General features: G+C 37.8%; 29 protein-coding genes. 13 read left to right on the forward strand and 16 right to left on the reverse strand.

The features are described from left to right. Window positions 1-255 precede the first annotated feature (255 nt). The 3 genes from ACXAE4_RS23995 to gnd all read right to left on the reverse strand — a co-directional run bounded on the left by ACXAE4_RS23995 (window position 256) and on the right by gnd (window position 4,527). Complete coding sequence (locus ACXAE4_RS23995) at window positions 256-1,782, reverse strand: NCS1 family nucleobase:cation symporter-1 (RefSeq protein ID WP_033578068.1); 1,527 nt, start codon at window positions 1,780-1,782, stop codon at window positions 256-258. Between the two features lie 278 nt (window positions 1,783-2,060). Then, window positions 2,061-3,602, reverse strand: a complete 1,542-nt coding sequence (gntK, locus tag ACXAE4_RS24000) for a gluconokinase (protein ID WP_028412332.1) — start codon at window positions 3,600-3,602, stop codon at window positions 2,061-2,063. A 25-nt stretch (window positions 3,603-3,627) separates the two neighbouring features. After that, complete coding sequence (gene gnd / locus ACXAE4_RS24005) at window positions 3,628-4,527, reverse strand: phosphogluconate dehydrogenase (NAD(+)-dependent, decarboxylating) (protein ID WP_099000221.1); 900 nt, start codon at window positions 4,525-4,527, stop codon at window positions 3,628-3,630. 150 nt (window positions 4,528-4,677) lie between these two features. Here gnd and ACXAE4_RS24010 point away from each other — a divergent pair, with 150 nt between their 5' ends. Both ACXAE4_RS24010 and ACXAE4_RS24015 read left to right on the forward strand, forming a co-directional pair. Then, complete coding sequence (locus tag ACXAE4_RS24010; RefSeq protein ID WP_014461544.1) at window positions 4,678-5,523, forward strand: MurR/RpiR family transcriptional regulator; 846 nt, start codon at window positions 4,678-4,680, stop codon at window positions 5,521-5,523. 169 nt (window positions 5,524-5,692) lie between these two features. Beyond that, window positions 5,693-6,172, forward strand: a complete 480-nt coding sequence (locus ACXAE4_RS24015; protein ID WP_028412334.1) for a GNAT family N-acetyltransferase — start codon at window positions 5,693-5,695, stop codon at window positions 6,170-6,172. A 125-nt stretch (window positions 6,173-6,297) separates the two neighbouring features. Here the strand turns inward: ACXAE4_RS24015 and ACXAE4_RS24020 are convergent, their stop codons facing one another. Continuing rightward, window positions 6,298-6,834 (reverse strand): phosphatidylglycerophosphatase A family protein, encoded by a 537-nt coding sequence (locus ACXAE4_RS24020; RefSeq protein ID WP_028412335.1) that lies wholly within the window; start codon window positions 6,832-6,834, stop codon window positions 6,298-6,300. 172 nt (window positions 6,835-7,006) lie between these two features. Between ACXAE4_RS24020 and ACXAE4_RS24025 the strand changes: the two genes are divergently transcribed. The 6 genes from ACXAE4_RS24025 to ACXAE4_RS24050 all read left to right on the forward strand — a co-directional run bounded on the left by ACXAE4_RS24025 (window position 7,007) and on the right by ACXAE4_RS24050 (window position 10,355). Next, a complete protein-coding gene (locus ACXAE4_RS24025) occupies window positions 7,007-7,393 on the forward strand; it encodes a hypothetical protein (protein WP_028412336.1) in 387 nt (128 codons plus the stop codon). Window positions 7,394-7,489: 96 nt separating this feature from the next. After that, window positions 7,490-7,756, forward strand: a complete 267-nt coding sequence (locus tag ACXAE4_RS24030) for a hypothetical protein (RefSeq protein WP_099000632.1) — start codon at window positions 7,490-7,492, stop codon at window positions 7,754-7,756. Window positions 7,757-7,827: 71 nt separating this feature from the next. Further along, window positions 7,828-8,553 carry an alpha/beta hydrolase gene (locus tag ACXAE4_RS24035; protein WP_028412337.1) on the forward strand — a complete coding sequence of 242 codons (726 nt, stop codon included), beginning with the start codon at window positions 7,828-7,830 and terminating at the stop codon, window positions 8,551-8,553. A gap of 82 nt (window positions 8,554-8,635) precedes the next feature. After that, window positions 8,636-9,148: a YjcG family protein gene (locus tag ACXAE4_RS24040; protein WP_013055455.1), complete on the forward strand. Its 513-nt coding sequence runs from the start codon at window positions 8,636-8,638 to the stop codon at window positions 9,146-9,148. Window positions 9,149-9,153: 5 nt separating this feature from the next. Continuing rightward, window positions 9,154-9,588: a GNAT family N-acetyltransferase gene (locus ACXAE4_RS24045; protein ID WP_028412338.1), complete on the forward strand. Its 435-nt coding sequence runs from the start codon at window positions 9,154-9,156 to the stop codon at window positions 9,586-9,588. A gap of 89 nt (window positions 9,589-9,677) precedes the next feature. Next, window positions 9,678-10,355, forward strand: a complete 678-nt coding sequence (locus ACXAE4_RS24050) for a DUF421 domain-containing protein (protein WP_475237072.1) — start codon at window positions 9,678-9,680, stop codon at window positions 10,353-10,355. Window positions 10,356-10,430: 75 nt separating this feature from the next. On the opposite strand, the gene ACXAE4_RS24055 is transcribed toward ACXAE4_RS24050, so the two are convergent. After that, window positions 10,431-10,682, reverse strand: coding sequence for a hypothetical protein (locus tag ACXAE4_RS24055; protein ID WP_033578061.1), 252 nt, complete (start codon window positions 10,680-10,682; stop codon window positions 10,431-10,433). Between the two features lie 377 nt (window positions 10,683-11,059). On the opposite strand from ACXAE4_RS24055, the gene ACXAE4_RS24060 reads away from it, so the two are divergent. Together ACXAE4_RS24060 and ACXAE4_RS24065 are read left to right on the forward strand one after the other, a co-directional pair. Beyond that, a complete protein-coding gene (locus tag ACXAE4_RS24060; protein ID WP_098113530.1) occupies window positions 11,060-13,378 on the forward strand; it encodes an ATP-dependent helicase in 2,319 nt (772 codons plus the stop codon). Window positions 13,379-13,720: 342 nt separating this feature from the next. Continuing rightward, a complete protein-coding gene (locus ACXAE4_RS24065) occupies window positions 13,721-14,509 on the forward strand; it encodes a M48 family metallopeptidase (RefSeq protein WP_028412342.1) in 789 nt (262 codons plus the stop codon). Window positions 14,510-14,556: 47 nt separating this feature from the next. Here the strand turns inward: ACXAE4_RS24065 and spoVIF are convergent, their stop codons facing one another. The 5 genes from spoVIF to ACXAE4_RS24090 form a co-directional block, all read right to left on the reverse strand. Further along, a complete protein-coding gene (spoVIF, locus tag ACXAE4_RS24070) occupies window positions 14,557-14,814 on the reverse strand; it encodes a sporulation-specific transcription regulator SpoVIF (protein WP_013055449.1) in 258 nt (85 codons plus the stop codon). Window positions 14,815-14,947: 133 nt separating this feature from the next. Then, on the reverse strand, window positions 14,948-15,070 hold the full coding sequence (locus ACXAE4_RS24075; RefSeq protein WP_013055448.1) for a YjcZ family sporulation protein: 123 nt from the start codon (window positions 15,068-15,070) through the stop codon (window positions 14,948-14,950). Window positions 15,071-15,157: 87 nt separating this feature from the next. Continuing rightward, complete coding sequence (locus ACXAE4_RS24080; RefSeq protein ID WP_289578716.1) at window positions 15,158-15,337, reverse strand: hypothetical protein; 180 nt, start codon at window positions 15,335-15,337, stop codon at window positions 15,158-15,160. 61 nt (window positions 15,338-15,398) lie between these two features. Beyond that, entirely contained in the window at window positions 15,399-15,575 is a 177-nt protein-coding gene (locus tag ACXAE4_RS24085) for a hypothetical protein (protein ID WP_167387307.1), read from the reverse strand. Window positions 15,576-15,642: 67 nt separating this feature from the next. Continuing rightward, window positions 15,643-16,029 (reverse strand): hypothetical protein, encoded by a 387-nt coding sequence (locus ACXAE4_RS24090; RefSeq protein WP_028412343.1) that lies wholly within the window; start codon window positions 16,027-16,029, stop codon window positions 15,643-15,645. Between the two features lie 261 nt (window positions 16,030-16,290). Here ACXAE4_RS24090 and ACXAE4_RS24095 point away from each other — a divergent pair, with 261 nt between their 5' ends. Together ACXAE4_RS24095 and ACXAE4_RS24100 are read left to right on the forward strand one after the other, a co-directional pair. After that, window positions 16,291-17,028 (forward strand): BMQ_0737 family morphogenetic spore coat protein, encoded by a 738-nt coding sequence (locus ACXAE4_RS24095; RefSeq protein WP_028412344.1) that lies wholly within the window; start codon window positions 16,291-16,293, stop codon window positions 17,026-17,028. Window positions 17,029-17,167: 139 nt separating this feature from the next. Beyond that, the gene (locus tag ACXAE4_RS24100) at window positions 17,168-18,001 is read left to right on the forward strand and encodes a hypothetical protein (RefSeq protein ID WP_028412345.1); all 834 of its coding nucleotides are present in this window, start codon (window positions 17,168-17,170) and stop codon (window positions 17,999-18,001) included. A gap of 47 nt (window positions 18,002-18,048) precedes the next feature. On the opposite strand, the gene ACXAE4_RS24105 is transcribed toward ACXAE4_RS24100, so the two are convergent. The 5 genes from ACXAE4_RS24105 to mgtE form a co-directional block, all read right to left on the reverse strand. Continuing rightward, window positions 18,049-18,384 (reverse strand): DUF1360 domain-containing protein, encoded by a 336-nt coding sequence (locus ACXAE4_RS24105; RefSeq protein WP_034327373.1) that lies wholly within the window; start codon window positions 18,382-18,384, stop codon window positions 18,049-18,051. A 77-nt stretch (window positions 18,385-18,461) separates the two neighbouring features. Continuing rightward, window positions 18,462-18,974 carry a CotO family spore coat protein gene (locus ACXAE4_RS24110; RefSeq protein WP_033578056.1) on the reverse strand — a complete coding sequence of 171 codons (513 nt, stop codon included), beginning with the start codon at window positions 18,972-18,974 and terminating at the stop codon, window positions 18,462-18,464. Window positions 18,975-19,188: 214 nt separating this feature from the next. Next, entirely contained in the window at window positions 19,189-19,323 is a 135-nt protein-coding gene (locus ACXAE4_RS24115) for a hypothetical protein (RefSeq protein WP_255256918.1), read from the reverse strand. Window positions 19,324-19,498: 175 nt separating this feature from the next. Continuing rightward, a complete protein-coding gene (locus tag ACXAE4_RS24120; protein WP_028412348.1) occupies window positions 19,499-21,358 on the reverse strand; it encodes a monovalent cation:proton antiporter family protein in 1,860 nt (619 codons plus the stop codon). 158 nt (window positions 21,359-21,516) lie between these two features. Continuing rightward, entirely contained in the window at window positions 21,517-22,893 is a 1,377-nt protein-coding gene (gene mgtE / locus ACXAE4_RS24125; protein WP_014461563.1) for a magnesium transporter, read from the reverse strand. Window positions 22,894-23,070: 177 nt separating this feature from the next. Between mgtE and prpE the strand changes: the two genes are divergently transcribed. Continuing rightward, window positions 23,071-23,811 carry a bis(5'-nucleosyl)-tetraphosphatase PrpE gene (prpE, locus tag ACXAE4_RS24130; protein WP_155017006.1) on the forward strand — a complete coding sequence of 247 codons (741 nt, stop codon included), beginning with the start codon at window positions 23,071-23,073 and terminating at the stop codon, window positions 23,809-23,811. A gap of 33 nt (window positions 23,812-23,844) precedes the next feature. Here prpE and ACXAE4_RS24135 read toward each other — a convergent pair whose 3' ends face one another. After that, complete coding sequence (locus ACXAE4_RS24135; RefSeq protein ID WP_028412351.1) at window positions 23,845-24,738, reverse strand: RluA family pseudouridine synthase; 894 nt, start codon at window positions 24,736-24,738, stop codon at window positions 23,845-23,847.

A 24,738-nucleotide genomic window follows, 5' to 3' on the forward strand; every position in this document is an offset into this window, starting at 1 on the left:
TCCCCTTAAGTAAACGCTTTCTTTATGTAGCAAAAAAGCTCTAAACCTGTTAATTTTTTAAAAAATACGTTTTAATTATCGAAATCGTTTACATTAATTAAATCAGAAAACGATTTCATCTTTTTATTACTTAAATTATATGAAAAAAAAATTCTTAAATCAATAAAAAAACTCAAAAAAATTTTATCAATTTTCTTCCATAGAGTTTCAACTCATAAAAAAATCCAATCATGTTAATGATTGGATTTATCTTATTTATTTAGTGATGGTGGGATCAGCGGTTTGACTGTCGATAATTGGTTTTTCGCTTGTTTTTAACGTTATTTCTTCATATTCTCCCGGCGCTAATACACTTTTATCTCCTCTCATGAGATACGTATAGGCGATGATAGAAATGAATAGACCAAATGTCCAGGCATTATCCCATAAAAAGCGCAGTCCAGGAATCAGTAAGCCTAAAACAGGTATGGCCACGCCAATTACTAATGCATAAATACCGTTTTTATTAAAACCAGTTGAATAACTATAGCGACCGTTTACCTCGTATAAATCCTTTAATGCCATCTGTCTCCTTCTTACAAGCCAGTAGTCAGCAATGGCGATGCCGTCTATAGGACCAAGCAGCGCTCCGTATGTTCCAAGCCATCCAAAGATATAATTCCCGAAATTAGACATGATGTACCATGGCTGAAGCAAAATAGCAAAGATACCGGTTACTAGCGCTCCCATCGCAAACGTGATTTTCTTTGGATTCAGATTCTCAATTGCACGGGCCGGCGCCACAATATTTGCTCCCACATTAATCGTTAAAGAAGAAAGCACGATAACGATTGTTCCTAAGAAAATGATAAACGGAGGGAATTTAGCTACTAACGCCACTGGATCCCAAATAGCTTCTCCGAATATAACGATGGTTGCCGAGGTAACAGCAATTCCAATAAATGAAAAAACACTCATCGTCAACGGCAAGGAGAAGGTTTGCGCAACCATTTGGGATTTCTGGCTTCTAGCATATCGACAAAAATCCGGAATGTTCAAAGCGAGCGTCGCCCAAAATGCAATGACTCCGGTTAAAGCAGGGAAAAATACAGCTAGAAATTCTCCGGTGGATGTAAATTTAGAAGGCGTAGATAAAATGGGTCCCCACCCTCCTGAGTTTGTATAAGCCCATATAAAAAGAATAATAGCTGAAATACCAATAACCGGAGCAGCAATCGCTCCTAACACTTTAATTGCTTGCGGTCCTTTATACGCCACTCCTACATTTAAAAGCCAAAAGAGAGCAAATACAATGGCTGTATGACCAGCTAAACCATTCCAAGATGAAAATGAAGCGCTTAGCAGTGTATCAATTGCTTCCGTTCCAATCCATGTATTAATTCCAAACCATCCAGCAGCCACAATAGCCCTAGCCAGTGCTGGGATATGTGCTCCTTTATCTCCAAACCACAGGCGGGCAAATACCGGATAAGGAATGCCAAACTTGGTTCCAGCGTGAGAATTAAGCAAAATAGGAATAAGAACAATTACATTTCCTAAAAAGATTGTACCAATTGCCTGCCACCAGTTCATTCCAAGCGTCATCATTCCGCTCGCCATTGTGTAAGCTGGAATACACAGACACATCCCAATCCAAAGCGTGGCAAAGTTAACTCCTTTCCAAGAATGTTCTTTCATCGTAGTAGGACGTAAATCTTCATTCCAAAGATCGCTGCCGCTCAGCTGATTGTGCGTCTCATCTGTGAGCGTCACAATTCCATCTTGCTCGATTTGTGTTTTCATCCATAAAACCCCTTTTCATAAAATAAGTTCATTTCAAAAAACAAATTTTATTTGAATTTTCTGAAATATAAAGGCGTTTGTGACGATTCCTTCTAGTATGTGATAAATACTAACGTTATTCCTTATTATATTTAATGCGAAACAGGGATACACTGGACAAATTGTAACATTATTTGAGGGAACTTTTATATATTGTGTAGTGTTAACTCTTTTGGTTGTTAGATAACCTAACACACAAAAAATCATCGCCTGAAAGCTTCAAGCGATGATTTTTGAACTTAATGTACGTATTTTTTTTGAAAAGCCGTAATGCTTTCGTATTCTTCTTTAAATAAACGAGCCAAACGAATATAGATAGTCGTTAACTCTTTATATACTTCACTGTTTTCTTTGATTGGATAATGATGATTAGTCGCTCCAACCATATCGGAAACAACGTTTAATGAGTCGACTTCGCCAAGGCTATATAAGCCAAGAATAACTGCTCCTAGACATGAACTTTCAAAGCTTTCCGGCACGGATACTTCTTGGTTAAAAATATCTGCCATCATTTGGCGCCAAAGTGCGGAACGTGCAAATCCGCCTGTTGCCTGAATTTTCGTAGGTTCTCCAATTAACTCTTCAAGTGCCAATAATACCGTATACAAGTTAAAAATAACGCCTTCTAATACGGCGCGAATCATATGTTCTTTTTTATGATGCAAACCTAGGCCAAAGAACGAACCTTTAGCATTTGCATCCCAAAGCGGCGCACGCTCTCCTGACAGGTATGGATGAAACAATAAGCCGTCTGCTCCAGGTTTCACTAAAGCCGCAATATCCGTTAATACTTCATATGGATCTTTTCCAAGACGTTTAGCTGTTTCGACTTCCGACGCTCCAAATTGATCACGAGCCCATCTAAAAATCATGCCTCCGTTATTTACAGGGCCGCCAATTACCCAGTGGTCTTCTGTCAACGCATAACAGAAAATACGACCTTTAGGATCGACTACTGGCTTGTCAGTGACTGCTCGAATAGCTCCGCTTGTCCCAATTGTTACTGCAACAACGCCTGGTTCAATCGCATTTACACCTAAGTTTGATAATACGCCATCGCTTGCACCTACAATAAAGGGCGTATCCGGCAGTAAGTGCATCTCAACTGCAAGCTCTGTGTTTAGCCCTTTCACTTGATGCATAGTTGAAACAGGAGTGGATAGCTGATCTGTCGTCACACCTGCTACTTTTAATGCTTCTTCATCCCACGCAAGATTTTTCAGATTAAATAAACCTGTTGCTGATGCAATCGAATAGTCGATCACATATTCGTTAAACAACTTAAAGAATACATATTCTTTAATTGAAATAAACTTATGTGTTCCCTTCACTAATTCAGGCTGTTCATTAGAAAGCCATGTTAGCTTGGAAAGTGGCGACATCGGGTGAATAGGCGTGCCTGTACGTAAATAAATCTCATGGCCGTTGTATTCATTTTTAATTTTTTCCGTCCATTCTGCACTTCTATTATCGGCCCACGTAATACATTTTGTCAGCGGCTTTCCCTGCTGATCAACGGCAATAACACTGTGCATAGCTGAGCTGAATGAAACGCATAAAATATCCTCAGGTTTTACATCGCTTGTTTTTACAACCGTTTGAATGGTACGTACAACTGCTTGAAAAATTTCTTCAGGATCTTGCTCAGCCATCGCGGGCGTAGGCGAGTATAGTGGATACTCAATCCCATGGTTAGCAATGACTGTACCGTCTACTGAAAATAATACAGACTTTGTACTCGTTGTTCCGATATCTACACCTATTGCATATTTTTTGCTCATGCTGCTGTCCCCCTACTTTACTACTTTACTTATTTACAACACCGTGACCGCCGAATTCATTTCGAAGTGCTGCTACAACTTTTCCTGTAAATGTATCTTCCTCTAATGAACGATAGCGCATCATTAGCGATAAAGCAATAACAGGAGTTGCCGTTTGAAGATCAAGGGCAGTCTCTACGGTCCATTTCCCTTCACCAGAAGACTGCATGACTCCTTTAATACTATCTAGTTTAGGATCTTTTGAAAACGCATTTTCCGTTAGTTCCATTAACCAAGAGCGAACGACAGATCCGTTATTCCAAACGCGCGCTACGGCTTCATAGTCGAAATCAAACTGACTTTTTTCCAGAACTTCAAATCCTTCAGCAATGGATTGCATCATTCCATATTCTACACCATTATGAACCATTTTTAAAAAGTGACCGCTTCCGCTTTTGCCTGCGTACATAAATCCATTTTCTACGCAAATACCACTAAAAATTGGTTCAATTGTACGGAATGCTTCTGCATCTCCGCCAATCATTGTACACGCTCCGTTTCTTGCACCTTCCATTCCGCCGCTTGTCCCTACATCAAAGAAGTAAATACCTTTTTCCTGAAGATCCTGAGCACGTCGAACAGATTCTTTATAATTAGAGTTTCCTCCATCTATTACAATATCTCCTTCTGACAGAAGGTCTTTTAGTTCTGTAATCACATTTTCCGTTACTTCTCCAGCCGGAACCATAACCCATACAACTTTAGGTGAAGGGGGAAGTTCGTTGACTAGCTCTTCAATAGTAAAGGCACCAGCTGCTCCTTCATTTGAAAGTTTTTCTACCGCTTCTTTATTCACATCATAAGCTACAACTTCATGATGATTGTCCATTAAATTTAATGATAAATTATATCCCATTTTTCCTAAACCGATTAATCCAATTTTCATTTTATAAACTCCCTTTGAAAAAAAATTTCACATTACCTCCATTATACGAATTATTTTTCATTTTGCAATCGTTTACAAGAAAATTTTTTTCACACATATTTTTGTGCTATACTCTTTTTACTACTAAATTCGTGGAAAGGAACATCAGTTATGACGCAAAATTGTTTAGGAAAAATTCGTTCTCACTATGCTAGATTCAGTGAAAAAGAGAAAAAAATTGCAAATTATATTTTAGAACAGCCGGAACAAATTATTCACAGTACCATTAACGAAGTAGCAGACGATTTAAATGTAGCTGATGCAACAGTCTTTCGCTTTTGTAAACGAATTGGCTTCAAGGGCTATCAGGCGATGAAAATAGCGCTGGCTGCTGAAATTATGACGCCTATTCAGCAGATTCACGAGGAAATTGCTGAAACGGATAATGAAAAAACGATCGCTGAAAAAATCTTTCGCTCCAACGTGCGAACGCTTGAGAATACATTACAAATACTAGAGGGCAATGCTATTGAAAAAGCCGTCAAACTTTTAATGAAGGCCGATAAAGTTCAATTTTATGGCACGGGAGGCTCTTCAGTCGTGGCTATGGATGCTTTTCATAAATTTGTGCGAACAGGAATTAAAACGTTTGCATTTATCGATTCCCATTTCCAGCTTATGTCCGCTTCTCAATTGACGAAACAAGATGTAGCGGTAGTGATTTCTCATTCGGGAACAAATAAAGACACGATGAACATTTTAAATACAGCAAAAGCGAACGGTGCCAAAACGATCGGGATCACGGGTTTTCCTAAATCTCCATTAAGTCAAAACGTTGACGTTTCTCTTTATACAAGTTCAGAAGAAACCGAATATCGATCTGAAGCTCTCGCCTCGAGAATTGGACAGCTAAGCCTCATTGATGCTTTGTATGTTAATGTAATGATTGCGAATAAAGACACCTCTAAACATTCGCTTGAAAAAGTACGCGATGCTATTGCTGAAACTAGAATTTAATGTTTCGCCCTTATATATTCTTCAACTACAACATCAAACAGAGCATAAAATATATGCTCTGTTTAGTGCGGTTCTTCACTTAAAATTTTCAGGTTTTCATTCTCATTTAACATTTTCTAAGTTGCTACATATGATAAAGCACAACTTTTAAAAAGTAGGTGAAGTGTGTATGGATATTATCTATCGCACTGCAAAACTAGATGATTATACAGAAGTAAATAAAATATTAGGAGAATCACTAGAACTCCACGCAAATGCGCTTCCTTCTATGTTTGATAACCAAATGGCTGTTTTATCTCCTGAACAATATCAAGCTACCCTTTATTATGCAACCATTGATATTCTTGTAGCTCAATATCGAAATCAAATTATTGGAGCGTCTGTTGTTGAATTAAAATATAACCCTCCCACCACGTTAGCTCCGCTTTCCTACACAGCATACATCCAATATTTTGGTGTAAAAAAAGGCTTTCAAAATTATGGGGTAGGAAAAGGTCTTTTTTCTGCTACGAAACAGTGGGCTGTACAAAAAGGAGCAAATGACCTCCAGCTTACCGTATGGGCATTTAACGAAAAAGCACGTGCTTTTTATGAAAGTCTTGGACTGGAAAACTTAAGCTATCTTATGACTACTTCACTACAGCCATAAATCGTTCCATTAACGGAGGCTAGGCACGTATCTCCTACGTGCCTAGCCTCCGTTATTCAAATAAAAGACTAAATCATTTTAACGCGTTAATTTACGCAGCTTATATACATACTAAAAGAAGTTTATTACGTAGCCGGATTGCCTTCTTGCAGCTGTTCTTGTTCATCACGCTGACGGTGAGCCAAACGACTTGCCGCACTAGAAGCTACGCTCGCTACCAAATCATCTAAAAAGGTATTAACTCCTTTTTCTTTTTTACAGTCCAGCTTTTCAATAATACCTACTTTTACTTTATCTAAATAGCCAAAGGTCGTAACAGCGATACTGCCATAGGTTAAAACGGCACCTAAAGCAATCGTTTCGTCAACGCCAAACAACCCTTCGTCTTGTTCTACAATACTTTGAAGAGGTTCTGATAATTTATTTTGCTCAGCTAACTTATCAAGTTCGATTCCAACTAGAAGGGCATGCTGAATTTCTCGCTTTTGCAGTACTCTCTCTACGCTTTCAGCGCATTCCTGAATGGTTAGAGCTGGATGATAAGGAAGCTGTAAATCATACACAATTTCAGCAATATCCAAAACTGTTACGCCACGCTCTTCCAGCAAATTAAATGTTGCCTTTGCTACTTCTTTGCTCGTTGGGATTTTTTTCGCTGTCATGTCTCTCTCTCCTTTTCAAGTTGTTGTCTCTCTTTATACTAAATTCGATGAGAGCCGCTAAAAACCTTTTTTGTTCATCCGCCTGAGTTCATAAACTCGTCACATATCTCTTTAGGCGCTCATTACATTTACTTGCTATAATAAAATTATCGAATCAGGAGGTTTGTCTACTGTGGAAGAAAAACAAAGTAAATTTAGCAGAGGCTTATTATTATTTTTCATTGGCGCAACAGCCCTTTTCTTTATCATCTTAATCGTTCTGTTTCTCATGTCTACTTTTGGAAAAAGCGAAAAAGAAGCAGTGGCTCTGCTCGCAGGAAATCACTATGCTATCGTTAAAGAAGAGAATTCATATACTCTTTATGATCAAAAAGAAAACAAGCCTATTTTGAAAGATGTAAACGGCTATTTCGGTGCTCGCAATATCCGAAGTTATGTAAAAAATGACACAGAATTGGTTTCGATTGATGAAAAAGAAGAGGAATATACGAAAAAACCGCTAGAAAAAGCCACTCAAGCAGAAAAAGATATGTTTAAAAAGATGAAAAAATTAGATTAACAAAAAAACGAATCATCAATCAAACTGTTTGATTGATGATTCGTTTTTTTTTGTTAAAGTGGACGCAGGTTTTATCTGTTTCATTCCTTCTAGCAGTTGATTGGAGGGCAAGTCGAAGACTCCTGCGGAAACAGCGGAACAGGTGAGACCCCGCAGGAGCACAAGCGACGAGGAGGCTCACCGGCCGCCCGCGGAAAGCGGAGTCTTGCACGGAAATCAACTGCGGCCGAGCAAGCTGCCCAGATTATATATCCAGATTGTTCATGTTTGGATGAAATTCATTTCGTTACGTCCCAACCTCTTTTTTTAGCAACGCATGCCTCTTTCTCGTCATTCGCTAAAAAATTCGTTACAATAAAATAAAGAACGATTTTTAGAAAATGTGTTACAATAAAGGTAACGCTTTCATTCAAATGCATAGGAGTCGATTATTCATGTCAGAAAGTAAGCGGAAGTTAGAAGAAATTTCTTTTTATAGTGACGCTCTGCAAGAAGATGTCACGTTACTAGTCTATTTGCCGTCAAACTATTCTACGCTCTATAAGTATTCTCTACTTATCGCCCAAGACGGAAAAGATTATGTTATGTACGGACGTACACCTCGTTTAATCGATGATTTAATGAACGAGTCAGAAATCGATCGTACTATTTTTGTTGGAATTCCATATAAAAGCGTGGAAGACAGACGCGATAAGTATCATCCAGAAGGAAAGCAGGTAGATGCTTACATTCGCTTTTTAGCACATGAACTTGTGCCATTTTTGGATAAAACATATCCTACATATCAAATGGGAAAATCGCGTGTTCTAATTGGTGATTCGCTTGCTGCTACAGTTTCACTGCTGACGGCCATTGCGTATCCTCACACGTTCGGGAAAGTAATTATGCATTCTCCTTTCGTGAACGATGCTGTATTACAAACGGTCAACTCATTTGCTTCTCCTTCACTTCTGGATTTGTATCATGTTATTGGAACGGAAGAAACGGATGTCAAAACAACACAAGACGGTATATTGAACTTTATTGAGCCTAACCGCCTGTTGCACGAACAAATGAAGCAGCGTGGATATTCTGTTTTCTACGAAGAATTTAATGGAAATCATACGTGGAAATACTGGCAAAAAGACGTAAAGCGGTCGCTTCAATATATGTTGAAGTAGAAAGATATCATATTTTTTGAAAATTTGTTATAATAAGCTCGCTTTATACATATTTTATGATCTTACTTTGGAGGGATTTTTTATGAAATTTGGCGTTGTACTTTTTCCATCTAAAAAATTGCAAGATGTAGCGAATTCTTATCGAAAGCGCTATGATTCTCACTATTCATTAATTCCGCCTCATCTTACATTAAAAGAAGTCTTTGAAGCTACAGAAGACCAAATTGACGAAATTGCGGCTAATTTGCGTAAAATTGCCGAAGAAACAAATCCATTTACATTAAATGTAACGAAAGTAAGCTCATTTTCACCAGCCAATAACGTTATTTACTTAAAAGTGGAACAAAAGCCAGAACTGACGTCACTTTACAATAAACTTCATGAAGGCAATCTCGAACAACCAACTGAGTATTCATTTATTCCACATATTACAATTGGTCAACGACTTTCAGATGATGAGCACTTAGATGTGTATAGCCAGTTGAAGCTTGTAGATGTCGCTCATGAAGAAACAGTTGATCGCTTTCATTTAATGTACCAGCTTGAAAATGAAACATGGACTGTGTTTGAAACATTTCGTCTTGGAAAGGGATAAGATACGTGAACATCAAAGTACTAACGAACAAACAAGATCCTTCTGATGCTTACTTCGTACGTCAAAAAGTATTTGTAGAAGAACAGCAGGTTGATGTAGAGCAAGAAATCGATGAATACGATTCCGAAGCCCTGCATTTAGTTGTATACAAAGGAAATGCACCAATTGGGGCAGGACGCTTCCGTATGGTAGAGGACTATGGAAAAGCCGAACGAATCTGCGTTCTTTCTTCTTATCGAAAAGACGGTGTAGGAAAGCTTTTGATGGATAAGCTAGAAGAGATCGCAGCAGAGCATGAGATTGAAAAGATTAAGCTGCATGCTCAAACGCATGCGGAAGGATTTTATAAAAAGCTAGGCTACGTAACGGTTTCAGGTGAATTTATGGATGCTGGAATTCCACATGTAGAGATGGTAAAGAAACTAAGTAAAAAACACTAGGAATTGAACCTGGTGTTTTTGCTTTTTTAAAGGATAAGAACCTTTGCTTTGCTTATACTAATACCTAATCATGTGAATTAGGTGAAAATATGGATGAACTTATCGGAATTGCACTAGAACTCTTTATCGGATTTATCTGCTTGTTTATCTTAACTAAATTTTTAGGCAGAGCGACGATCACTCAGCTTACCACTTTTGATTTTATCTCTGCTCTTGTATTAGGAGAGTTAGTAGGAAATGCGTTATATGACTCAGAAGTAGGCATAGGCAAAATTTTATTTGCTGTTATCTTTTGGGGAGCGCTTATTTATGTCACCGAAGTTATTACTCAAAAAAATATTCGCCTGCGCTTGTTTTTAGAAGGACGGCCATCTATTATTATTCGAAAAGGGAAAATTTCGTACAAAGAACTTAGCAAAAATCGATTAGATATCGATCAGCTTCTTCATATGCTGCGTTCAAAAGACATATTTTCCATTCGTGAAGTTGAATATGCGATTTTAGAAACAGATGGCTCGCTAAGCGTATTGCCAAAATCTGATTATGCTAAGCCAACAAGAAGCAATATGCAGCTGCCTCCTTCTGAACCTGTTTTATCTATCGCCTTCGTCAGTGATGGACGTTTGCTTTTGAAAAACTTAATTCAGTCAGGCTTTGATGAAGACTGGCTAAAGAAACAATTAAAAAAACAGGGATTTACCGATTATAAACAGGTGCTTTATGCTGAATGGCAGCAGGGCCGTACACTTTTTATTGAATCTTACTAAGGTGTTTTTTACTTGTTCATTACTTTGTTAAAAATCGTGAGCGCATTCATTCTGCTGCGTTCACGATTTTTTCTATTATACCCGTGTATTAATCACTAGGCCCTTATTTGTTAGCTTGCTGTATACACGCTCTGCTGCTTGAAGCTTTTTTCGCTTTTGTACTGAACTTGGCGTCAATTCCAATGAGTGAGAACGCGATTCAAACTCTTCGTCAAAGCTTTTTTTCTGGACAGGCCAAATACGATTTGAAAAAGAAGCATTATTTTTTTGAAGGCGATTTGCATATTGAATAGACTGATAAGGCGTGACGGGCAGTATATATCCCATATGAACCCTCCTCTTTTTCAAGATACCTTCTACTCCCAGACCTCAGTATTTTTCGCAAGAAGTATCGACATTGAAACAGCTCACTTACGCCCTCTTCTAGACTTGTTCAAAACAGATAGCACTTTGTATCTATACCTCCTTTTTTTGAACATATGTGATCTCTTACTCAATATATACCCTTTTTTATATCGTATCCCTCCAAAAATATCCGTACTCTTTTTAAAAAAAGATGATTTTGATATGATAGACTTTGATTATAGAATAAAAACTGTGCGTATATACACATCTATATCGATGTAGAACAAGAGCGGCTTCTTGCTTTAACTCCCTCTTATTTACTATTGATTGTTCATGTTTTACAAAGGAGGCCATGTTTTTTGCAACGTGCACTTTATCAAAAACAGATACTTAATCTTGCTATAACGGCTAGAGACCGATTTCAATATTTATATGAAGCTAGTCTCCGAGGAGAAATAACATGTGCTCACTGCGGAGAACCAGTTAAATTATATCTGGGGATTGAACATTCTCCTTACTTTTATCATGCTCAAGTTCCTCATGAAAGAGAAGAGTGTTCAGACACACTATCAGAAACAACAGCTGTACAACAAATAAAAGAAACTCCGGCTGAATACAGAGAAACCAATGGATTTCGTATTCCTAAAGGACGAGCTATTGGTGAGAAAAATTCAACTGTAAAAGAGAAAGCGACATGGAGGTCTTCCGCGCCTTTTTCAAGTGTTCCTGCTTTTCGCTCAAAACCACCTGTTCCTAAACACTCTGACTCTACTTATTTAAATGAATTTAAAGAGAGCGGTATTGAATTAGATTCGAACCAATGGAAAGCTGTTACACATTCAGAAGGACCTCTTCTTATTCTAGCCGGTGCAGGAAGCGGAAAAACGCGTGTATTAACAGCTCGCACCGCATATATGATACAAGAAAAACAAATTGATCCAAAATCCATTATGCTGGTGACTTTCACGGCTAAATCAGCTAAAGAAATGAAAGAACGATTGGCTACATATCCAAAGATGTCCGGCTTACATCTTCGTCAAATGCTAGTTGGAACTTTTCACAGCATTTTCTTACGTATGATTGTTCATCACAATCCTCAAGCGTGGCAAATGGATCGCCTGCTGAAATGGGATTGGCAAAAAGAACAGATCGTGAAAGAAGCAGCAAGAGAGCTCCACGTGGATGAAAAAGATTTCCCGTTTGATCAGGCACTTCAGCAAATCGGCTATTGGAAAAACACGCTTGTTGGCGTGAAAGATGTTCGCCCAAAAGACAAATGGGAACAAGATGTGCACTTTTTATATCGTCGCTATGAAGAAGTCAAAAAGCAAAAACAGCTATTCGATTTTGATGACATGCTGTATGGATGTTATGAAATGCTAAAACAAAATCCCGATTTGCTAACTCGTTATCAAAAAAGATTTCGCTATTTTTTAATTGACGAATTTCAAGATATCAATAAAGTTCAATATAAAATTATGAAAATGCTAAGTGAAGACTCTAAAAACTTGTGTGTCGTAGGAGATGATGATCAATCAATTTACGCTTTCCGCGGAAGCGACCCTTCGTTCATCTTAAACTTTGAAAAAGATTTTGCTCATACAACTGTTATTACGTTAAACCAAAATTATCGTTCAGCTCACGCCATCGTTTCTTCCGCTAATAAAGTGATTGCACGAAATACAGCGCGCCGACAAAAAGAAATGGCTGCCCAGTTTGATAATGAGTTAAGACCTACCTTCTTCTTTCCATACGACGAAGAAGAAGAAGCAACAATGATTGTAACGGATATGAAAGAAAAGATTAAGCAAGGAGCTTCTCCAACTGACTTCGCGGTCTTGTACCGAACTCACGCTTCTTCACGCGCCATCTTTGAACGTTTATCGCAGTCAAACCTGCCATTTTCAATCGAACAAGATGCGGATTCGTTTTATAAAAGAAGAATGGTTCGAAGTTTACTTTCATTTCTACGCTTGAGCGTGAATCCAAATGACGCAAGTTCGCTACAAGATTTAGTGAACGCACTCTTTTTAAAGAAAACAGCAGTCAATGACTTAAAAGCAGCAAGTATTCTTCATGATGGTACATTTATTGATGCGCTTGAATATCTTCAAGATTTAAAACCGTTTCAGCAAAAAAAGCTCAAGAAAGTAATTCCTTTATTCAAGTCGCTAAAATCAATGTCTCCTTCTTTGGCACTTGAGACGATTTCTAAGGATATGGGATTCGATGATTTTGTCAAAAAACGCGGAAATGAAGGAAATATGATGGAAAAAGGTTCGGATGACGTGCGGGATTTAAAAGTTGTAGCACGTAAATTCAAAACCGTACCTGAACTGTTAGAGCATGTGGATCATATGATTGCCATGAACACAGAGATGAAAGCTTTAAGCAAGCAATTTAATGAAAGTATTCAGCTAACCACCATTCACCGAGCAAAGGGTCTTGAATATAAGCATGTATACGTACTGAGCAGCGTAGACGGAGGATTGCCTCATGATTATGCACTCGAAGCTTATCGAGGCGGAGATGATGTGCCGCTTCAAGAAGAACGCCGCCTTTTATATGTAGCCATGACGCGTGCACAGAATTCACTTTACTTATCTGTTCCGCAAACTAGAAGAGGTAAAACCGCTTATCCTTCAAGATTTCTGAAGTCTTTTATAAAAAAAGTATAAAGCAAAAAAGGCTGGGACAAAAGTATTTTAGTCAAATTGAAGTACGAACGGTTAATCAAAATTATTGATTAACCGTTCGTACTTTTTATTGTCATGTACATGTAGAGTTAATATATTTAGTTGCTTCTAGCTGTTGATTGGAGGGCTCTTTGGGGAAAAGCGGAAGGGATGAGACCCCGTAGGAGCTCATGTATCCAATTTTCTCCTCTTTAGATTGGATTGATTTCGTTACGTTTCAACCTCTATTATTAACCAAATATTCCACTAAGAGGTAGATATTCATAAGTAGATGCGTTACACTACGTTATGTACTGCATTACTATATTTTAGGAGGTTCCATTATTGAACGCAAAGCTTATTCATGAAAATGAAAAGATTTTTTTCATTTTGTGTATGGTTATCAGCTTATTAACCTATTTGTTTTTAATTATTTCACTCGTCGGCATTCTCTACATTGCAATCGGTTTTTTCATTACATTTATGCTACACGGTTTCTCTATTGCTCAAATTCGCAATAATGGAGTTAGATTGACAGAGAAGCAGTTCCCGCACACTTATCATCAGGCAAAACATTTATCTTCAGAGCTGGATTTAGAGCTGCCCGATATTTATATTGTTCAATCAGGCGGCTTATTAAACGCGTTTGCTACACGTTTTTTTGGACGTCACTTTGTTGTTTTATACTCCGACATTGTTGAAATGATTGAAGATAATCAAGAAAAAGAACTTTCTTTTATCATTGCCCACGAATTAGTTCATATCAAACGTAAGCACACACTCTACCACTCACTTATTCTACCTGCTCTTTGGGTTCCTTTTTTAGGAAAAGCTTACTCTAGGGCCTGTGAATATACATGTGATCGCATAGCTTCCGTTGCGATTGGTGATGCAAAAGCTGCCACTCAAGCACTCACTATACTTGCGGTTGGTCATTGTCTAAATAAAAAAGTAAATCAGGAAGAATTTGTTCATACGCACTCACAGGAAAAAGGTTTTTTTATGTGGTTGAATCAAGCTACTTCAACTCACCCTCCTATCGCTCATCGTATTAAAGAAATTAATTACTTAGCACAGCATCCCGAACTGTTTGATCTTGATTCTAACGCATTTCAAACAAATGAAATTGCCTAAATGGAAAAAAGCCCTGACACCTCAGGGCTTTATATAAAAATATTAAATTATTTTTTCTCATTTAGCATTTTAGCGATGGTCGCAAAATCAATGGATTGATTATTGTTTGCAATCGCCTTAACAATTTGTTCTTCTTTTTGTTTTGAAATTGGCTTATTCGCAATTTGTGCTACTCGCTTCACAATATTACGCACCGTTTGCTCATCTTTAAAATTAGCATTTTGTACAGAATTCGCAAGTTCAAAAATATCCTTCATATTAACGCCTGTTTTCTTTTCTATATTTTTAAACATATTATTATCCACTTTGCATGACCTCCTTTATTTATACTTCATCGTATGCACCATGTGCCTAGATGGTGCCCTTTACATTTAATAAAAAAATAAAGTGCGAGTGAAACTTCACCCGCACTTTTCGGTGCCTTATTCATAGAAGGGATTAATTGTAAAAACAAACACAACCAACAATAATTAATAGAATGAATAATACAACGATTAACGCAAAACCACCGCCGTAGCCACCACCGTAACCACAACCACCGTAGCCAAATCCGCAGCCCATAATATTACACCCCCTCTGTTTTACTCTCTATACTGTATGTTCACTCAAATGATTTTGTATGGGCTTTTCAACTGTGTACATTAAATTTCATTGTCCAAACGGATCTTCAGCATCTTTCTCATCAAGTCTTTTTACATTCTGCTGCAGTTTCCTTTCTTGCTGTTCCATCTGATTTTCTGCTTTTTCTACTTCTTTCATTCTCTTTCGATGTTCTCCCATCATATGCTGTTCAAAAAACCGTTCAAATTCATCGAAAAAATCTGGCATCTCTACACCTCTCTCCACTCCATGTAAAAAAGCATTGTCCGAGTGACAATGCTTCTATTGCTTATCGCTTTGGTAACTTTGAACCGCAGCCGCAACCACCTTGTTTTGGAGAAGGGTACTGGACTGGCTTAGGAATGGCATGCCCTTTCTTCACCGATTGTTTTGTCATTGGTTGTGGATGATAAGGCAGGGGCTGAGGGTATTGATTAGGATTATAATTATAATGATAATACATCATGTTTCCCTCCTTTTCACAGCATCCTATCTATAACATTATATTCAGGACTAAAGAAAGACGTTCTATCTTATTTGTCCATTTTGCGCTGCAGGGACAAAAATAAATCCGTGCTGTTTTTTTGTTTCCTCACTCTCGGTCTTTCTCCTCCCTTTTGCTCTGTCACTTCACGCAGCCGATTTTGCAGTTCTTGAATTGTCCCTTGAGCTTGATGATTGTACTGTACAATAGACTGTTCGGTTTTTGATTTTTGTTCATTGACGCATGCTTTAAGCCAATCTATTTTTTCCTCTAGCTTCTTTTTTTCTTCTTCATGCTTTTGCTGTAATTCCAATAACTCTTCCTTCATATCTTCATATTCAAATTCTTGGTGCTTGAATTTTTGATATTCTTCTTTATAAAAAGCCAACTCCGACTTCAATGAAGCAATATATTGTTTTGTTTTTTCCTCGCTCATGCCCTTCACTCCTCCATTATAAATAACCCACAGCTTCTAAAAAATCAGTTAAAGATGAATAACACTTTTTATTAACATGAATATGCTGTAATTGAGTTTATTATTTCCTTCATTTTTTATGCTCGCTCCAACTAGGATTTATTCCGATAAATTCCGCTTTTACTAAGGAACATAAAAGCAGGTCATTCATACACTATAGTAGTCCGATACCTAGTAACAAAAAGCGTAAAGGAAGGACAATTACAATTAGGAGGTTTAAAAATGGCAGAACTTTTTGAATCATTATGTATCCGCGTACCTAAAGTGTACGACTGGGTTAGACGTCAAGTTGTTTTACCACAAATCTTTACGAACGACACTTCATTATTTGAAGAAGAAGCACTTAAAGATTTAGGCCATGACGTAGAAGTGGAAATTGTTTTAACAGATAGTGAAGGTCACCCTGTAGATCCTTCAGATGAAGACGCACTTGATAACGTGATTGAGCTTGTGCCGCACGGTGGTCGCAGACCTAAAAAAATTGTGTTACCAGATGGAGAAGTTGTTGTTCTTCATGAAGTAAAATTATCAATTAGCGGCTTTTACCGAGTTAAGTTAATTGAATTGAATGGACATCACAAACACGATGAGGTTGAATCTAGCGTTATTCCTTGGAAAATACATCAAACATTCTATTTATGCGCCCCGGAAGGAACAGAACCTGTTGTCCACCTTGAATCTTTTGAAGGAACTGACGGTTCTCTCAGATTATCAGATTGTCACTTACAGCAATTAAGCTTTGATCTTATGTTATGCCTAAGTGTTCAAATTGAAAAAGATGTTAAAGTTGAAGTAGAAGGAAGCTTCTGCTACCCTCGCCCTGAAATCATTTCTACAAGCAGCTGCTCACCTATTGAATATCCACCTCAATGTGATGCTATTTTCCCTGGAAGACCACATCACGATGATTTTGATGGAGACGATGTAGAGTCAGGCTTCGACCATCACGAATTTGATTAACAAGATAAAAAGCCAGAGGAGAATATTTCTCCTCTTTTTTCATCCTTTACGCGCTTTCTGCATACATATAAATAAAACTGCTATGGGCAGCTCTAACGACCAGATTAATTTATAGCTCAGCAGGAAAGGAGACTACTAGATGAGTCGTAACTCCCCTTCCCCTAAAGATGATCTAACTCAATTAAAACAAAAGCTCATACACTATAAATCAGAAATTCGAAACGTGCAAAACCAACTAAAAAGCTATGAACGAGCTTTAGAGCGAGAAAAAGAAAATACATCGTTTTGGAAAAAGAAACACGCTGAGACGCTTTCTACATCTGAAAAAGAAGTAGAAATTGAAGAATTAGAAAAAGAACTGGATCTACTGAGAAACGAGCTTTCCGAACAAAAAATTATTGCCGAAGCGTTTCGAGAAAAAGCTTCAAGGAAACAGCCCGTTATTGAAGAAAAAATCGTGGAGAAAGTAATTGAAAAGATTGTAGAAAAACCCATAGAAAGGTTCGAAAAAAGCGATATCCTCTGTTTCTTCCAACATTCCATACTGCTGCCAGAACAAGATGAAAGCGAGCTGATGATGTTCGGCAACGTAATTATTCAAAATCAAACGAGCAGTACTTTACGCTCTCCGGTGCTTTGCTTAAAGATGAAGCCTACTGCTTCTGCTATGTTAAGCGGGAAGATCATTGATGAAAAAGATATTGAAGCTTCTAGTATCCCCTCTTCTTCTTTAGAATGGCGCTACGCTCATCCAAAATGGAACGAAAAAATTCAAAATGACGGTGAATATTGGATTAAACCCATTAAGCAAACAGTATTAAAGCCCAAAGGCAAATTACTATTTGACTCTTTTCAAGTAGTCATTCCTCTCTCCACTGATACAACTTCATTTATTCTAGAAGGCTTTTTCTATAGTGAAGAGTGGCAGGAAGGTATTCCTTTTTTAAATAAAGTTGTGCTAAATTTCCCTTAATCATTAAAAGACATATTGACGATCAATATGTCTTTTAACTCGTCCATTTATTTCATAAAAGATTCTATAATTCCTGCACACCCTGCAATAGCTAAGATCGTAATAATAGGAATAGCAATGTGCGGGACCGCTACATAACTAAAATAAATCCCTACCGCACACCATATGCCTGTACACCAATAGCAGCTGAGCAGTTCTCCAATCCACCTTTGCAGCCCCTTCCCTTTTATCTCTAGGTAAGTTACTGTATTTCCTTGTTCATCTTGATCTTCTACGATTTTATGAAACGGTTTACGAATAAACGCTGTAATTTTATCAAAAACAATTAGACGAGTAAGTCGAAACGTCGCAAAGACAAATAATGTTAGATAAATCCATGTCATCTTCATTCCTCCGTGCATTCACAAACTTATGAAAATAAAAGCTAACGTGCTTCTTCACTGTTAGCTTTTAAAATTACTTAAATTTTAACGATAGATATGGTTTGAATATCATGAAATGTCAATACTGTTTTCTCTTTATTAGGAGGAACGCTTACGTATAAACTTCCTTCTTTTAATTCTAAAATTGTTCCTATATATTTTTGATTTTGGCACGTAATTTCACAAATTGGCTGAGACATATGAGGCGGGAAGCTGCATAGAAATTCAACTTTTTCTTTAATCGTCATAGACTGAAACATTTTATTTGGCTTTTTATTCTCTGATTGCGGTATATCCACGGGAACAATTGAACGCTCTTCCTTTTTTTCATTCTTAATCTCTTCCACTTTTTCTACGTCAGGCTCTTTGACTTCTTGAATAGAAGAAAAGCTGGGCTCTTCTTTTAACACATGCTCTTTCTCTATTCCTTTATTGTCTTGCTGTTTTGAACTAAAATAATATTGCATAGAACGCTGGTTTTGCGTAGCGTTTGGCTGGACAATGTACATTAGCGGCTCATTTTCTTCTGACTTAGATTTTGAGTTAGTCATGAAGCATACCTCCAATTGCTTGTTATCGTTCTTTTAAAAATGTATGCTTGCACACGGAAAAACTTGTTTATTTTTTTGCGGCAGCCTTTTTAGAAATAAAAGCAGCACTATACTTTTTTATATAATTTAGGAAAATACCACAAAAGAAGTTGAGATATAACTAAATTAATTCAATCTAAAGACGCATAAATAGGATACATGAGCTGAACGCTTGTTACACCGCCGTTGATTTCCGTGCAAGACTTCGCTTTCCGCGGGCGGCCAATGAGCCTCCTCGTCGCTTGCGCTCCTGCGGGGTCTCACCCCTTCCACTTTTCCCGCAGGAGTCTTCGTCTTGCCCTCCAATCAACTGCTAGAAAGAGCTAAACAGATGAAACTTATTTTCAAAACAACAAAAAAAAACGAACCACTAATCAAACATGTTGATCAGTGGTTCGTTTTTCACTTGAGCTAAAATACTTTTGTCTCAGTCTCTTCCTCTCATTCAATCAGGTAGAAAACTAAATCCAGCTAACTAAATACCTTTATCTAATTTTATACTCAAGAAGCATACGCAATTCATTCACATACGAACGAGACCCCGTTACAATCAAACGATCATCAAATTCAAGCTCTGTATCGCCATGAGGTACAATAGAATCTTTCCCTCTGAAGATTCGAACAAAAATCACATCTCCTGTAAACGGGAACTTACGAAGCTCTACCCCCTCGTATTTAGGGTTACGCATATTAATTTGATAAAGTGCTGTTTCTTGATTCGTTAAGATATTTAAAATATTTGGCGATTCGATTAAAGCTTTTAGCAATGCCGTTGTAGATAACAGCACAGAAAAAACTTCAATGTTATTTTCTTTCATCTTTTCATCTAAGACAGGACTTTCTACGCGGGCAATAACCCGTTCTGTACCATACTCTTTTGCAAATAGAGCAATGTCGCTATTTCTTTCTTCTTCCCCTGTTGTTACAACTAATACATCCGCATCTAAAATCCCCATACTTCTTAACGTTTCCTTACTATATCCATCGATGTCGACGATATTAAAAATGGAATCCGACGTACGGTTTTCAATTTTGTCCTGAGTAGGATGATAAATCGTCACATCATATAAATCAAGATCCATTTCTCGAATAACCGGGAGTGTAAATTGATTTGCACCAAGCATATTGACCTTCAGCTTTCTATCACTGATTTCTGGCTTTGGAAACAGCTTTCTAAAGATAATAGGTGTAATAATACATGTAATAATCGCCACCAAAATCAGCGCACCGGACATTTGTGAATCAATCACACCAATATTTTCACCAACCGTTGCTGCCGCAATAACGAGTGATAAAGTCGATGTTAAAAGAAAACCCGATGCCAAAACGGTTTTCATATCATACCATTTTCTTAAGATTAACGCTGGAACTAGCTTGGATATTAATAATGCAATGAATAATAAAGGCATTAAAATCAGCACTTTTTTATCACTGAACAATGACCAAACGTCAAGCTTCACTCCTACCATCACAAAAAAGATAGGAATTAAAAAACCGTAGCCAAACGAATCTAATTTATGAACTAAGTTTTTATTAGGCGCAAGAAGAGAAACGAGTGATCCCGCTAAAAAAGCGCCTAAAATGTTTTCAACACCAATTGACTCCGAAAGGCCCACTAGAATGATAATGAGTGCAAATACGGCGCGCGTGTCAATTTGAATTGTACCTTTAGACATTGTCTCAAGAAACGATCGGTTTTTAAACTGCTTCCCTATGAAGTATAAAATCACTCCTACTCCAAATAAAATTAAAATCAACCATGTATTGCTATTTCCTGATTTATCATAGACGGAAGCAAATACGGCTAGTAAAATCATCGTGACTAAGTCCGCAATAACCGCAATCAATAAAATGGTTTGTCCAATTGGCTTTTTCATAATCTGTGCATCTTTTAAAGTCGGCACTACTACTCCTAGTGAAATGGTAGAAATAATAAGCGTCATCAAAAAGGCATTATCAATAAAACCGGTCCATACAAAAACATAGGACAAAAATAGTGAAACCGCAAAGATAGCTGCAAACACTAGTATAGAAATGGAAAAAGCATTCGGCACCTTCGCTCCTGATGCCTTTTTGTCTTTTGAATTTCCTCCAGCAAAAGCAGAAAAATCAATTTCCAAACCACTTAAAAACATCAAAAAGATAAAGCCTAAAGTGGAAAGTGTTTCAAGCCACATATCCTGCTCCACAAGGTCAAAACCACTTTTCCCTATAATTAATCCCATAATAATTTCAGCTACGACTACAGGTATAATGTTGAGTTTAAACCGATGCAACAGTATAGGCGTTAAAAAGGCCAAACTAATGACGATAACAAGTGATGTAAAGGACGCGTGCTGTTCCATTAGATTCCCCTCCTTTTACCTTCGCTATTTATAAAACGAAGACGTTAGTATTCAAAATTAAAGGTTAATCATAAAAGCTTGAAGGTTCTCTGTCAACTATATGAACTGATAATGAAAATCCGACATGATTACTCATGTCGAATTCCAAAGTCCCTTCATTATTTTAAATAACTCATAAATGTTGTGGCTAGACCGAAGTAAATTAAAATACTGATAAGATCATTGATCGTTGTAATAAATGGTCCTGATGCGACTGCAGGGTCAATTTTGAATCTGTGCATGAGAAGCGGGATAAACGCTCCTGCTAGTGTAGCCACAATCAATGTTGAAAATACAGAGACGCCTACCAAAGCGCCTAAAATCAGATCTCCCTGCCAAATATAAACAATTAATACAACTAAAAGTCCACATGATGCGCCCGTAATCATTCCGGTAGCTGCTTCTCGGATTAACAGCTTAAATTTGCTTTCTTCTTCGATTTCTCCCGTCGCCAGTCCGCGAACCGCAACGGCTAGTGCCTGTGTTCCTGTATTACCAGCCATACCGCCAATTAAAGGTATAAATACAGCTAAAATAGCTACTTGATTCAACGTATCTTCAAAACGTCCAATTAAACTCGCTGTCATCATTCCTAAAAACAGCAAAATGATCAGCCAAGGCAGCCTCTTTTTGGCCGCTACTAAGGGATTGTGGTCAATCGTATCATCTACATCACTAATACCGGCTAATTTAGAATAGTCATCCGATGCCTCTTCATCAAGAACATCCATCACATCATCAACCGTAATAATCCCTAGAAGATGCTGCTGAAAATCAACAACTGGAAGCGCAAGAAAGTTGTAATCGCGCATAATGCGCGCAACTTCTTCTTGGTCTTCTGCTACTGACACGGATACAACTCGTTCATTCATAACTTCGCTTATCATCGTATCTTCATCTGCTATAATTAAATCACGAAGAGAAATAACACCTGCTAGATGCTTTTGTTCATCAATAACAAATACATAATAAATCGTTTCCGCTTCTGGAGCTTCCCTGCGTAGAATGTGCATAGCTGAATGTACGGTTTGATTTTCACGAATGGCCACAAACTCAGTCGTCATAATACTTCCAGCGGTATATTCCTCGTAATGAAGCAGCTCTTTAATTTCATCGGCTGCTTCTTCATCCATAATCGTTAAATAGCTCGCCACTTGTTCTTTATCCAATTCATTTAATACGTCAACGGCATCATCCGCCGACATTTCCGACAGCATGTCTGCTGCAAAATTGGGATGCATTTCTGAGAGAATTTCTTGATAATCTTCTTCTCGTATCTCTACATTTTCAAAGATATCCGCCATTTCTTCCGGAGATAACATCTCGTACAGCGCAAACCTAGAAGGCTCATCTAATTCTTCAAAAAATTGAGCTTGGTCATACGTATGCATATGTAAAAATTCTTCACGAAATGCATCGATTTCATTTTTTTCTAGAAGTGATAATAAATGTTCGGCGAACCATGCTTTTTCTTCTTTTTCAATTGAATCTGTCATGTCTTCAACCTCCCTGTCGCACAAAACTCATTTAACTTTATGATGAATTTTGTTTTTTTTCAACTCATAGCTCTTTACTCTTTTCCCAATAATATATAAGTTCTACACATAGTTTGCTCCATATAAGGGTAATTTTATATCGTCAAAGGAAAAACCTTTTAAGGATGTGGATAAAAGATGAAAGTAGATATAATAGGCGATATCCATGGATGCTATGATGAATTAAAAGCGTTAACAGAAAAACTTGGGTATGAGTGGCAAGACGGGATTCCTGTCCACTCTGACGGACGGCGCCTTGGATTTGTAGGTGATTTAACAGACCGAGGACCTCATTCACTAAAAGTGATTGAGCTCGTATGGTCACTTGTAATCAAGCATCAGCAAGCTTACTACTGTCCAGGCAATCACTGTAATAAGCTATATCGCTTCTTTTGCGGTAACAAAGTGGAAATTACTCATGGGTTAGAAACGACCGTTGCTGAGTACGAAGCCTTGCCTTCAAGAGAACAGAAATTCATTAAAAAAAAGTTTATTGAGCTTTATGAGCAATCACCTCTATATGTGCAGCTTGATCAAAATCAAGTAATTATTGCTCACGCCGGCCTTAAAGCTGAATACATCGGCAGAACGGATAAAAAAGTTAAAACCTTTGTGCTATACGGAGACATTACGGGTGAAAAACATCTAAACGGTATGCCTGTCCGACGGGATTGGGCCCAACATTATAACGGAAAACCTTTTATCGTGTATGGGCATACGCCCGTAGTAAAAGCCAGAAAAATTCATAATACCATTAATGTTGATACGGGCGCAGTTTTTGGAGGGGCTTTAACGGCGTTTCAGTATCCTGAAGGGAATATTATATCGGTGCCTTCATCTATGCCTTATGTAGAGGAAAAATTTAATCACTTCGTGTAAAAAGAAAGTCGCTTTTCATTTAAAAAGCGACTTTTATCTTACGATTTGAAGTTTCTGCATATCTGGCGGCAAAGGTGCTGTAAAAGACAACGTTTTTTGTAAAAAAGGATGAAAAAAAGTGAGCTCATAGCTGTGGAGAGCTTGACGAGAAATAAGATGATTCGTTCCGCCATATAGGGTATCTCCAAGCAGTGGATATCCTTTATAAGCCATATGAACACGAATTTGGTGAGTTCTCCCCGTCTCAAGCGAAAGAGCAACTTCTGTAAAAGAAGAATACGGACGAAGCGCCGTATAGTGTGTAATAGCAAACTGCCCATCTTCTCTTACTTCCCGTTCGATGATACTTGACTCTTTTCGGCCAATCGGTGCCTCTATCGTTTCCTTGCCAACAAGCTTACCATGAACAAAAGCTCGGTACACGCGTTTAATTTCATGTTCTTTTTGTGCTTTAGAGAATAAGTAATGAACGTGCCTATGCTTAGCCACAATAAGCAGCCCAGATGTGTCTCGGTCTAACCTGTTCACAAGATGAACAGTCGAGTTAATGTTATTTTTCTCATAATAATAGAGCACAGCATTACTTAGTGACCACGTTAGATGTTCTCGAGAAGGTATACTTGGCATGTTTGGCTGCTTATTCAAAACTAATATATACTCATCTTCGTATACAATATCCAAAGGTATAGCTTTAGGAAGAAGACTTTCACTTGCTTTTTCTGGTGGAAACGCCACCTTGATTTCGTCACCTTTTTGCAGAATATATCGAACCGTTGCATGCTTTCCATTTACTTCAATCGCTCCTCCTCTGAACTTAATGTCCGTCAGCGAAGCTTTGGAAATATCATGTTCTTTTAAAAATTCACGAACCGCTACACCCTCGAAAGAATGATCTACGGTCCAACTCAACGTAAAAACTTGTTTCAT

It is taken from the genome of Priestia sp. ABM2_011, assembly GCF_056158845.1.

What these genes read in the sequence shown, in the direction of transcription:
- ACXAE4_RS24110 (WP_033578056.1), bottom strand. Translation starts at nt 18,974, where the DNA reads ATGACTAACTCAAAATCTAAGTCAGAAGAAAATGAGCCGCTAATGTAC.
- ACXAE4_RS24040 (WP_013055455.1), top strand. Translation starts at nt 8,636, where the DNA reads ATGAAATTTGGCGTTGTACTTTTTCCATCTAAAAAATTGCAAGATGTA.
- ACXAE4_RS24105 (WP_034327373.1), bottom strand. Translation starts at nt 18,384, where the DNA reads ATGACATGGATTTATCTAACATTATTTGTCTTTGCGACGTTTCGACTT.
- prpE (WP_155017006.1), top strand. Translation starts at nt 23,071, where the DNA reads ATGAAAGTAGATATAATAGGCGATATCCATGGATGCTATGATGAATTA.
- ACXAE4_RS24090 (WP_028412343.1), bottom strand. Translation starts at nt 16,029, where the DNA reads ATGAGCGAGGAAAAAACAAAACAATATATTGCTTCATTGAAGTCGGAG.
- gnd (WP_099000221.1), bottom strand. Translation starts at nt 4,527, where the DNA reads ATGAAAATTGGATTAATCGGTTTAGGAAAAATGGGATATAATTTATCA.
- ACXAE4_RS24035 (WP_028412337.1), top strand. Translation starts at nt 7,828, where the DNA reads ATGTCAGAAAGTAAGCGGAAGTTAGAAGAAATTTCTTTTTATAGTGAC.
- ACXAE4_RS24085 (WP_167387307.1), bottom strand. Translation starts at nt 15,575, where the DNA reads ATGATGTATTATCATTATAATTATAATCCTAATCAATACCCTCAGCCC.
- ACXAE4_RS24015 (WP_028412334.1), top strand. Translation starts at nt 5,693, where the DNA reads ATGGATATTATCTATCGCACTGCAAAACTAGATGATTATACAGAAGTA.
- ACXAE4_RS24055 (WP_033578061.1), bottom strand. Translation starts at nt 10,682, where the DNA reads ATGGGATATATACTGCCCGTCACGCCTTATCAGTCTATTCAATATGCA.
- ACXAE4_RS24075 (WP_013055448.1), bottom strand. Translation starts at nt 15,070, where the DNA reads ATGGGCTGCGGATTTGGCTACGGTGGTTGTGGTTACGGTGGTGGCTAC.
- ACXAE4_RS24020 (WP_028412335.1), bottom strand. Translation starts at nt 6,834, where the DNA reads ATGACAGCGAAAAAAATCCCAACGAGCAAAGAAGTAGCAAAGGCAACA.
- ACXAE4_RS24135 (WP_028412351.1), bottom strand. Translation starts at nt 24,738, where the DNA reads ATGAAACAAGTTTTTACGTTGAGTTGGACCGTAGATCATTCTTTCGAG.
- gntK (WP_028412332.1), bottom strand. Translation starts at nt 3,602, where the DNA reads ATGAGCAAAAAATATGCAATAGGTGTAGATATCGGAACAACGAGTACA.
- ACXAE4_RS23995 (WP_033578068.1), bottom strand. Translation starts at nt 1,782, where the DNA reads ATGAAAACACAAATCGAGCAAGATGGAATTGTGACGCTCACAGATGAG.
- ACXAE4_RS24050 (WP_475237072.1), top strand. Translation starts at nt 9,678, where the DNA reads ATGGATGAACTTATCGGAATTGCACTAGAACTCTTTATCGGATTTATC.
- mgtE (WP_014461563.1), bottom strand. Translation starts at nt 22,893, where the DNA reads ATGACAGATTCAATTGAAAAAGAAGAAAAAGCATGGTTCGCCGAACAT.
- ACXAE4_RS24120 (WP_028412348.1), bottom strand. Translation starts at nt 21,358, where the DNA reads ATGGAACAGCACGCGTCCTTTACATCACTTGTTATCGTCATTAGTTTG.
- ACXAE4_RS24100 (WP_028412345.1), top strand. Translation starts at nt 17,168, where the DNA reads ATGAGTCGTAACTCCCCTTCCCCTAAAGATGATCTAACTCAATTAAAA.
- ACXAE4_RS24080 (WP_289578716.1), bottom strand. Translation starts at nt 15,337, where the DNA reads ATGCCAGATTTTTTCGATGAATTTGAACGGTTTTTTGAACAGCATATG.
- ACXAE4_RS24095 (WP_028412344.1), top strand. Translation starts at nt 16,291, where the DNA reads ATGGCAGAACTTTTTGAATCATTATGTATCCGCGTACCTAAAGTGTAC.
- ACXAE4_RS24010 (WP_014461544.1), top strand. Translation starts at nt 4,678, where the DNA reads ATGACGCAAAATTGTTTAGGAAAAATTCGTTCTCACTATGCTAGATTC.